The organism is Clostridium thermopalmarium DSM 5974 (assembly GCF_002995795.1).
In the GTDB taxonomy this organism is placed as follows: Bacteria; Bacillota; Clostridia; order Clostridiales; family Clostridiaceae; genus Clostridium_H; species Clostridium_H thermopalmarium.
In genome coordinates, this window is the sequence record NZ_PVXN01000048.1 from 1 (window position 1) to 11,418 (window position 11,418).

At 34.7% G+C, this 11,418-nt stretch carries 7 protein-coding genes; all 7 read right to left on the reverse strand.

Annotated elements, in window-relative coordinates; genetic code table 11:
- On the reverse strand, window positions 1-160 hold a 160-nt coding region (locus CPAL_RS08750), incomplete at its 3' end, for a GTP-binding protein (protein ID WP_242976277.1).
- Window positions 161-205: 45 nt separating this feature from the next.
- Window positions 206-2,266 (reverse strand): elongation factor G, encoded by a 2,061-nt coding sequence (fusA, locus tag CPAL_RS08755; protein WP_106024441.1) that lies wholly within the window; start codon window positions 2,264-2,266, stop codon window positions 206-208.
- 107 nt (window positions 2,267-2,373) lie between these two features.
- Window positions 2,374-2,844 (reverse strand): 30S ribosomal protein S7, encoded by a 471-nt coding sequence (gene rpsG, locus CPAL_RS08760; protein WP_061858390.1) that lies wholly within the window; start codon window positions 2,842-2,844, stop codon window positions 2,374-2,376.
- 141 nt (window positions 2,845-2,985) lie between these two features.
- Window positions 2,986-3,363 (reverse strand): 30S ribosomal protein S12, encoded by a 378-nt coding sequence (rpsL, locus tag CPAL_RS08765; protein WP_061858389.1) that lies wholly within the window; start codon window positions 3,361-3,363, stop codon window positions 2,986-2,988.
- Window positions 3,364-3,427: 64 nt separating this feature from the next.
- Entirely contained in the window at window positions 3,428-3,667 is a 240-nt protein-coding gene (locus CPAL_RS08770; RefSeq protein ID WP_061858388.1) for a ribosomal L7Ae/L30e/S12e/Gadd45 family protein, read from the reverse strand.
- Window positions 3,668-3,786: 119 nt separating this feature from the next.
- The gene (rpoC, locus tag CPAL_RS08775) at window positions 3,787-7,314 is read right to left on the reverse strand and encodes a DNA-directed RNA polymerase subunit beta' (protein WP_106024442.1); all 3,528 of its coding nucleotides are present in this window, start codon (window positions 7,312-7,314) and stop codon (window positions 3,787-3,789) included.
- A 20-nt stretch (window positions 7,315-7,334) separates the two neighbouring features.
- Entirely contained in the window at window positions 7,335-11,063 is a 3,729-nt protein-coding gene (gene rpoB, locus CPAL_RS08780; RefSeq protein ID WP_106024443.1) for a DNA-directed RNA polymerase subunit beta, read from the reverse strand.
- Between the last annotated feature and the right edge of the window lie 355 nt (window positions 11,064-11,418).

An 11,418-nucleotide genomic window follows, 5' to 3' on the forward strand; every position in this document is an offset into this window, starting at 1 on the left:
GTGCTTTATCGATATCTTCGTATTTTTGTACTTCTGCTCCACCTGTCTTTGCTAGTGTCATTGTGATTGCTGCTGTTGTTGTTGTCTTACCATGGTCTACGTGTCCTATTGTTCCTATGTTTACGTGTGGCTTTGTTCTTTCAAACTTTTGTCTTGCCATTTTTTATTCCTCCCATAACTATTTATTAATTTATTTAATAATTAATTATTTATTTCCTATAACCTTCTCAGCTATATTCTTTGGAACTTCTTCATAATGATCAAATTCCATGCTGTAAACGCCTCTACCTTGAGTTCTAGATCTCAATGTTGTTGCGTATCCAAACATTTCAGCTAATGGAACAAATGCTGATATAATTTGAGCACCTGCTCTTGCAGTCATACCTTCAATTCTGCCTCTTCTTGAGTTAACGTCTCCCATAACATCTCCCATATATTCTTCTGGAACTGTTATTTCAACTTTCATTACTGGCTCAAGAAGTACTGGATCTGCTTTTGCCATACCATTTTTGAATGCCATAGAACCTGCAATCTTAAAGGCCATTTCAGATGAGTCAACATCGTGGTATGATCCATCATAACATCTAACTTTGAAGTTTATAACTGGATATCCGCCTAATATACCGTTTTGAGCTGCTTCTTGAATTCCATTATCTACAGCTGGAATGTATTCTTTTGGTATAACTCCTCCAACTATAGCATTTTCAAATTCATATTCACCTTCATGAGGTATTAATTCTATCCAGCAGTGTCCATATTGACCACGTCCACCTGATTGTCTTACAAACTTACCTTCAGCCTTAACAGCCTTCTTGATTGTTTCTTTGTAAGCAACTTGTGGAGCTCCAACATTACATTCAACCTTAAATTCTCTTTGAAGTCTGTCAACTATGATTTCAAGGTGAAGTTCTCCCATACCTGCTATAATTGTTTGACCTGTCTCTTCATCAGTATATGTCTTAAATGTTGGGTCTTCTTCAGCTAACTTAGCTAAAGCTATACCCATCTTTTCTTGAGCTGCCTTTGTTTTTGGCTCAATAGCTACACGAATAACTGGCTCTGGGAATTCCATGCTCTCAAGAAGTACTATATTGTTTTCATCACATAGTGTATCTCCAGTAGTTGTGTTCTTTAATCCTATTACCGCACCTAATTCTCCAGCGTATAATTCATTAACTTCTTCTCTATGGTTAGCATGCATTTTAACAAGTCTTCCGATTCTTTCTTTTTTGTTCTTGTTACTATTTAATACATACGATCCACTTGTCATTATACCTGAATAAATTCTAACAAATGCTAATTTACCTACGAATGGGTCAGTAGCTATCTTGAATGCTAAAGCAGCTAATGGTTCATCATCTGATGAATGTCTCTCAACTTCTTCTCCTTCAAGATTAGTTCCCTTAATAGCTGGTATATCAGTTGGTGCTGGTAAATAAGCAACAACAGCATCTAATAGGTGTTGAATACCTTTGTTTCTATATGCAGTACCACAAAGTACTGGAACTATTTCATTAGAAATAGTAGCCTTTCTTAAAGCAGCATGAATTTCTTCTTCAGTTATTTCTTCACCTTCTAAGTACTTCATCATTAATTCTTCATCAGTTTCAACTATAGCTTCAATCATAGCTGATCTGTATTCTTCTGCTTGTTCTTTCATATCTTCTGGAATTTCAATCTCTTCAAAATGTTGGCCTAATTCATGGTCAAAGATTATAGCCTTCATTTTAATAAGATCGATATGTCCTTGATAATTGTCTTCTTTTCCTATAGGAAGCTGTATTGGTACTGCATTGGCATTTAATCTTTCTCTAATGGAATTAACTGACATATAGAAATCAGCACCTAATATATCCATCTTATTTACAAATGCCATTCTAGGTACGTGATATTTATCCGCCTGTCTCCATACAGTTTCAGTTTGTGGTTCAACACCACCTTTTGCATCAAGTATAGTAACAGCTCCGTCAAGTACTCTAAGAGATCTTTCAACCTCTACAGTAAAATCTACGTGTCCTGGTGTGTCTATAATGTTTATTTGGTGATCCTTCCAAAAACATGTTGTTGCAGCAGAAGTAATTGTTATACCTCTTTCTTGTTCTTGTTCCATCCAGTCCATTGTAGCTGCACCTTCATGGGTCTCACCTATTTTATGAGTTTTTCCAGTATAGAATAATATACGCTCAGTACATGTTGTTTTACCAGCATCTATGTGAGCCATTATTCCGATATTACGAAATTTATCTAATGGATATTGTCTACCCATGTTCTTCCTCCTCTCAACAAGTAAATTGTAAGCCTTAAAAACAGAAATTAAAAAATTGTATAAAACTGCTTCGGGATGCCCAAAACAGTTTTATATCCAAATCTATATTAGTATCTGTAATGTGCAAATGCTTTGTTAGCTTCTGCCATCTTATGTGTATCTTCTCTCTTTTTAACAGCTGCACCTGTATTATTAGCAGCGTCCATTAACTCTCCTGCTAATTGTTCTCTCATATACTTTTCGCCTCTTTTTCTAGCGGCTTCAATTAACCATCTTAATCCTAAAGTCTGTCTTCTTTCTGGTCTTACTTCCATAGGAACTTGGTATGTTGCACCACCAATTCTTCTAGCTTTAACTTCTAGTAGAGGCATGATGTTATTCATTGCAGCTTCGAAAACTTCCATTGGGTCTTTTCCAGTTTTTTCAGCAACAATATTGAATGCATCGTAGCATATTCTTTGAGCTACTCCCTTTTTACCATCTAACATTACGTTATTGATTAATTTTGTAACTACTTTGCTATTATATACTGGATCTGGTAAAACATCTCTTTTTGGCGTATTTCCTTTTCTTGGCACTTTTCTTCCCTCCTTAACATAGTGTATTTAATTCATAGGTACTCGGTAACCACACCGCAAAGTGCTCTCTTCTGCAAAATACTAATTGATTTATTATAATCTATATAAATGCCGAAGACATAGCACTATTTTCAAAAACTATTATTTTTGTTTTGGTTTCTTTGCACCATACTTAGATCTTCCTTGCATTCTGTTAGCAACACCAGCAGCATCTAATGCTCCTCTGATTATGTGATATCTAACACCAGGAAGATCCTTAACTCTTCCACCTCTGATTAAAACAACGCTGTGCTCTTGTAAATTGTGTCCTACTCCTGGGATATAAGCTGTAACTTCATATCCGTTTGTAAGTCTAACTCTTGCTACTTTTCTTAAAGCTGAGTTAGGTTTCTTAGGTGTTGATGTTTTAACAACTGTACAAACACCTCTTTTTTGTGGGCTTTGTTTTAATGCAGGTGATGCTGACTTATACTCTACTGACTTTCTTCCCTTTCTTACTAATTGGTTAATTGTTGGCATTTTTCCACCTCCTTAGTATTTTAAAACTTAAGCTATATAAATTTAGTGTTTAGCATAATTATTATTAATGAAGAATTAAAGCTACTGATGCTCCTACATCTATCCCGCAAAGCTTTCCTAATTCTTTCATCGTATCTACATATATAATTTGGATTGATTTCTCTTTGGCTAATTCAATAACAGGGTTGGTTAATTTTTCTTCAGCATCTTTTGCTATATACAGACATTTTCCTTTTCCACTTTTTATGTGTTTTAGAGTCTGTTTGAGACCAATTACCTTTTCCCCTTCAATTCTTTGAACCATCCGAGAACCCCCTTAAAACATTATGTTAGAGACAAATATTTCTATTTGCCTCTAATCATAATCATTACACACAAAATGTATTTTATCATTTTACATTCCACATGTCAACAAAATCAATATTAAGCTTCACTAACATTTTGTTCTTCTTTTGATTTGTCTGTACTTAATTTTATAGCTCTATATCTCATCATTCCTGTTCCAGCAGGAATTAACTTACCTATTATTACATTTTCCTTTAATCCTAGTAGTGGATCTACTTTACCTTTTATAGCTGCATCAGTAAGTACTCTTGTTGTTTCTTGGAAAGATGCTGCTGATAAGAAGGAGTCTGTAGCAAGAGCCGCCTTAGTAATTCCTAGTAAAGCTACTTCTCCTGTAGCTAATTCTCCACCTTGTTCAAGCATCTTTTGGTTTATCTCTTCAAAATCAAATATATCTACTAAGGTTCCTGGTAATAGGTCAGTATCTCCGGATTCTTTTACTTTAACTTTTCTTGTCATTTGTCTTATAACAACCTCTAAGTGTTTATCATTTATATCAACACCTTGAAGTCTGTAAACTTTTTGAACTTCTGATAGTAGATAATTTTTAACTTCCTTTGGTCCTTTTATTGCCATTATGTCATGTGGATTAACTGAACCTTCAGTTATTTCATCTCCAGCCTCTATTCTAGCACCATTAACAACCTTTATTCTTGAACCAAATGGAATATCATAGCTCTTATCTACACCATCATCATCTATAACATGCACAATTCTCTTTTTCTTAGTTTCCTCTATTTTTACTGTACCTGACACTTCCGTTACTATTGCAAGTCCTTTTGGCTTTCTAGCCTCAAATAACTCCTCAACTCTTGGAAGACCTTGAGTTATATCAGCTCCAGCAACTCCACCAGTATGGAAGGTTCTCATTGTAAGCTGAGTTCCTGGCTCACCTATAGATTGAGCTGCAACTATACCAACCGACTCTCCAATATTTATTTTCATTCCAGTTGCCATGTTCATACCATAGCATTTAGCACAAACACCATGTTTTGACCTACATGTAAATACAGATCTAATTTTTACCTTTTTGATTCCGGACTTTTCTACCTTCTCTGCTAAATCAGCATCCATATAAGTATCCTTTGGTACTATAACTTCTCCAGTAGATGGGTCTATGATATCTTCTGCTGAATATCTACCATGAAGTCTTTCTGTTAATGATTCAATTACTTCATTTCCTTCTCTAATTTCTGATACTTCAAATCCTTCTTCTGTTCCGCAGTCCTCTTCTCTTACTATAACATCTTGGCTAACATCAACAAGTCTTCTTGTCAAATATCCTGAGTCAGCAGTTTTAAGAGCAGTATCTGCGTTACCTTTTCTAGCTCCGTGAGTAGATATAAAGTACTCTAACACATCAAGACCTTCTCTGAAGGATGCTCTTATCGGTAACTCTATAATTTTACCAGATGGGTTAGCCATAAGTCCTCTCATACCTGCAAGCTGCTTAATCTGAGACTTAGAACCTCTGGCTCCTGAGTCTGCCATCATGAATATAGGGTTAAATTTATCAAGGTTTTCCATAAGTGCATTAGCAACATCTTCTGTAGTTTGAGTCCATTTTTCAATAACTCTTTCATATCTTTCATCCTCAGATATGAAACCTCTTCTGTACATTTTTTCAATTTTATCTACTGCAGCATCAGTATCTGCTAATAATTGATTCTTATTTGCTGGTACTGTCATATCAGATACTGATATTGTTATAGCTCCTATTGTAGAATAATGATATCCTTTAGCTTTTATCTTATCAAGCATTGTGGATGTCATAGTTGGACCATATTTTGTATAACATTTATCTATTATTTTTCCTAAATTCTTTTTAGTTACTAGGAAATCAATTTCTAATTTAAATTCATTTTCTGGCTTACTCCTATCAACGAATCCTAAATCTTGTGGTATTGATTCGTTGAACATTAACTTTCCAGGTGTAGTTTCGATTATACCACTAATAATCTTTCCATCCTTTTCCTTGGTCATTTTTACTTTAATTTTTGCATGGATATCTATTTCACCTAGTTGATAAGCCATTAATACTTCATCTGGACTTGAGAAGGCTTTTCCTTCTCCTTTTGCTCCATCCTTATCTAAAGTTAAGTAATATGACCCTAAAACCATATCCTGGGTAGGTACGCATACTGGCTTACCATCAGATGGCTTTAAGATGTTATTAGCTGCAAGCATTAAGAATCTAGCTTCTGCTTGTGCTTCAACCGATAGCGGCACGTGAACAGCCATTTGGTCTCCGTCAAAGTCTGCATTGTATGCTGTACATACTAATGGATGAAGTTTAATAGCTCTACCCTCAACAAGTACTGGTTGGAAAGCTTGAATTCCAAGTCTATGAAGAGTAGGAGCACGGTTTAGTAATACTGGGTGTTCAGATATAACATCTTCCAGTACATCCCATACTTGCGGCATAACTCTTTCAACCATCTTCTTAGAGCTTTTAATATTGTGAGCAGCGCCGCTTTCTACTAGCTTTTTCATAACAAATGGCTTAAATAGCTCAAGGGCCATTTCTTTTGGAAGACCACATTGATACATTTTTAATTCAGGTCCTACAACGATAACTGAACGTCCAGAGTAATCAACACGCTTACCAAGCAAGTTTTGTCTAAATCTTCCTTGCTTACCTTTTAGCATATCTGATAATGATTTTAAAGGTCTATTCCCTGGTCCTGTAACCGGTCTTCCTCTTCTACCGTTATCTATTAGAGCATCAACTGCTTCTTGTAACATTCTTTTTTCATTTCTTACGATAATATCTGGGGCTCCTAAATCAAGAAGCTTCTTTAATCTATTATTTCTATTTATAACTCTTCTATATAGATCATTTAAATCTGATGTAGCAAATCTACCTCCATCAAGTTGAACCATAGGTCTTAAATCAGGAGGAATTACTGGTATAACATCAATAATCATCCATTCTGGTCTATTATTAGACTTTCTAAATGATTCTACTACCTCTAGTCTTCTTATAGTTCTTACCTTTTTTTGACCTGTGCTAGTTTTTAAAGTTTCTTTTAATTCAGCAGACAAGCTTTCTAAATCAATTTCTTGAAGCAATTTCTTTATACTTTCTGCTCCCATACCAGCTTCAAATGCATTTTCTCCATACTTTTCAATACACTCTCTATACTCTTTTTCACTTAGCAACTGCTTTTTTAAGAGTGGAGTTTCTTTTGGATTTAAAACTACATATGAAGCAAAGTATAATATTTTTTCTAAAGCTCTTGGGGACATATCAAGTATAAGTCCCATTCTAGATGGTATTCCTTTGAAATACCAAATATGAGATACAGGAGCAGCAAGTTCTATGTGCCCCATTCTCTCACGTCTTACTTTAGATTTTGTAACTTCTACTCCGCACCTATCGCAGACTATACCTTTGTATCTTACTCTTTTGTACTTACCGCAGTGACATTCCCAGTCTTTCATAGGTCCAAATATTCTTTCACAGAACAATCCATCCTTTTCAGGTTTTAAAGTTCTGTAATTAATGGTTTCAGGTTTCTTAACTTCACCTCTAGACCATTCCCTTATTTGTTCAGGTGAAGCTAACCCTATTTGTAATGCTTCAAAATTATTTAATTCTATCAAGGGTAAATCCTCCCTCCGCATTAATGTTCATCATTGAAATCTTCTAACTCTAGCCCATCTCCAATTTCATCTAATGGCAAATCATAGTCTAACTTAATATCATCAAATTCATCCATATCAGGCATATCATCTATATCTTCTTCTACTGGCTCATCTAATTCATCGTCTTTAGGTTCAGGAAGCACTTCATCCTCTGTTCCTTCAATATTAACACCTAAGTCTTCCATTTCTTCATCCACTGACTCTTTTATCTTTATTTCTTCATTTGTATCGCTTAATACTTTTACATTTAAGCAAAGAGCTTGAAGTTCTTTTATAAGAACCTTAAATGATTCTGGAACACCTGGTTCTGGAATGTTTTCTCCTTTAACTATAGCCTCATATGTCTTAACTCTACCAACTACGTCATCTGATTTTACAGTTAAAACTTCTTGGAGTGTGTGTGCAGCTCCATATGCCTCTAGAGCCCAAACTTCCATTTCTCCAAATCTTTGGCCACCGAATTGAGCTTTACCTCCTAATGGTTGTTGAGTAACCAATGAATAAGGACCTGTTGATCTTGCATGTATCTTATCATCTACTAAATGATGAAGTTTTAATATATACATGTATCCAACAGTAACTCTATTATCGAAAGGTTCTCCTGTTCTTCCGTCATATAAAACAGTCTTACCGTCACCATCATAACCTGCTTCATGTAGAAGATCTACAATCTCTTCTTCTAAAGCACCGCTAAATACAGGTGTTGCAATATGCCAACCCATTTCTGCAGCAGCCCATCCTAAATGAACCTCTAAAACCTGACCGATATTCATACGTGATGGAACTCCTAAAGGATTTAAGCATATTTGAAGCGGTCTTCCATCTGGTAAGAATGGCATATCTTCTTCTGGTAATATTCTAGATATAACACCTTTATTACCATGTCTTCCTGCCATCTTGTCTCCAACAGAAATTTTTCTCTTTTGAGCTATATAGCATCTTACTAACTCATTAACGCCTGGAGGAAGTTCATCACCGTTTTCTCTTGTAAATACTTTTACATCTACAATTATTCCAGCTTCTCCATGAGGAACTCTTAGTGAAGTGTCTCTAACTTTTCTTGCTTTTTCACCAAATATAGCCCTAAGTAGTCTTTCTTCAGCCGTAAGTTCTGTCTCTCCTTTTGGAGTAACTTTACCTACTAGTATATCTCCTGATCTAACTTCGGCTCCAATTCTAATTATTCCTCTTTCATCTATATTCTTAAGAGCATCTTCACCTACATTAGGTATATCTCTTGTTATTTCTTCCGGTCCTAATTTTGTATCTCTAGCCTCTGCTTCATATTCTTCAATATGAATAGAAGTAAATATATCGTCACGAACAAGTTGTTCAGATACAAGCATAGCATCCTCATAGTTGTATCCTTCCCAAGTTATAAAGCCCATACGTATATTTTGGCCTAGTGCTATTTCACCTAAATCTGTTGATGGTCCATCTGCTAATACATCTCCAGCTTTTACTCTTTCACCTTTACTTACTATAGGTCTCTGATTTATGCAGGTACCTTGGTTAGATCTTTTAAACTTAAGAAGTTTGTATCTATCTAATCCTCCATCAGAATCTCTTTTTACTCTGATTTCATTAGCGCTTGCGTACACAACTACTCCATCATGTTCTGCCTTTGGAAGTACTCCTGAATCTACCGCTGCCTTATATTCTATTCCTGTACCAACTATAGGAGCCGCTGGCTTTATTAAAGGTACTGCTTGACGCTGCATGTTTGATCCCATTAAAGCACGGCTGGCGTCATCATTTTCAAGGAATGGAATCATAGCTGTAGCAACAGATACTATTTGTCTTGGAGAAACATCCATCAAATCAACTTGATCTTTTGAAACAACTATTACATCTTCTCTTGTTCTAACAGTTACTCTACTATCAATGAAATGTCCTTCTTCATCAAGTGGTTCTCTAGCCTGAGCTATTAAATATTGATCTTCCTCATCTGCAGTTAAGTAGACTATTTCATCTTTAACTTTGCCTAGTTTTTTATCTACTACTCTATATGGAGTTTCTATAAAGCCATATTCATTAACTCTAGCATAACATGCAAGAGAGTTGATAAGGCCTATGTTTGGTCCTTCTGGAGTTTCTATAGGACACATTCTTCCGTAATGTGAGTGGTGAACGTCTCTTACTTCAAAACCTGCTCTTTCTCTTGAAAGTCCTCCTGGTCCTAAAGCTGACAATCTTCTCTTATGTGTCAATTCAGATAATGGATTTGTTTGATCCATAAACTGTGAAAGCTGAGAACTTCCAAAGAACTCTTTAATTGAAGCTGCCACTGGTCTAATATTTATTAATGCTTGAGGTGTTATAACTTCTTGATCTTGAATAGTCATTCTTTCTTTGACTACTCTTTCCATTCTAGATAATCCAATTCTAAATTGATTTTGTAATAATTCTCCAACCGATCTTAAACGTCTATTTCCTAAATGATCTATATCATCAACGTCTCCGATTCCATAAGGTAATCCTAATTCATAGCTAATAGTTGCATAAATATCATCTACTACTATATGTTTTGGAATTAATTCATGTATATTTTTTCTAATTTCTTCTTTTATGGTCTCTTCATCTGTGTAATTATCAAGAATTTTCTTTAATGTCGGATAATGTACATATTCTTTTATTTTTAAATCAGAAATATCAAAATCTATAAAATTATGTATGTCTACAAAATTATTTCCTATTACTTTTATAACTCTATCTTCAACTTGAATATTTACAACATTTATACCGCAATTTTGAATTTCAAGTGCTTTTTCTCTCTCAATAACTTCGCCTTTTTGTACTATAATTTCTCCAGTTAGTGGATTAACAACATCTTCAGCAGCTACTTGATTAAGCACTCTTATATAAACTGCTAATTTCTTATTAAACTTATATCTTCCAACTCTAGATAAATCATATCTTTTAGCATCAAAGAATAATGAATTTATAAGTGAAACCGCACTATCAACTGTAGGTGGTTCACCTGGTCTCAATCTTTTATATATTTCAAGTAGTGCTTCTTCTCTAGTCTTAGTGTTATCTTTCTCAATTGTAGCCTTAAGTCTTTCTTCTTCACCAAAATACTCTATAATTTCAGCATCGCTGCCTACTCCTAAAGCTCTTATTAGAATAGTTATCGGCAATTTTCTTGTTTTATCAATTCTTACATATATAACATCGTTAGAATCTGTTTCATATTCTAACCAAGCTCCTCTGTTAGGAATAACCGTTGAAGAAAATAGTTTTTTTCCTGTCTTATCTACATCAAATCCATAATAAGCTCCTGGGGACCTAACAAGCTGACTTACTATAACTCTTTCAGCTCCATTAATAACAAACGTACCCTGTTGTGTCATTAATGGAAAATCTCCCATAAAGACTTCTTGTTCCTTAACCTCTCCTGTTTCCTTGTTAAATAATCTTACCTTTACTTTTAAAGGTGCAGCATAGGTTGCATCTCTTTCTTTGCATTCCTCTACGGAATACTTGATAGCATCCTTATCTAAGCTGTAGTCAGTAAACTCTAAAACAAGGTTTCCTGTATAATCTTGGATAGGATTAATATCGTCAAAAACTTCTTTTAGTCCTTCTTCCCAAAACCATCGATATGAATCTAATTGTACTTCAATAAGATTTGGCATAGGACAAACTTCATTAACTTTTGAGAAGCTCATTCTCGTTCTTTTACCGATTTGAATAGGATGTACCATTAAAATTTTCACCCCTCGCATAAGAATAACAAAAAACGCAGACACTCTATGAATTGCTAATAATTCTAGAATATACACGCTCATCCTGTTAGTATAACCAAAAAAAATAGATTAATTCATCATAATTAATTATTTTAAAATAGCGTTTTAACATAGTATTTTCTATACTTTCATGCATTAAACTATATTATCATAATAGCTTTTAAGTGTCAACATAGATTTCACTAAAACAGAGATTTCGCATCTAATTTCCAGTAAAGCTTTTTTCTTTATAGGAAATTAGATTTTTTCTATTTTATTGAAATTTTGGAAGGGAAAAAGGCCGTAGGCCATGTATATAGATACACCTTCCCCC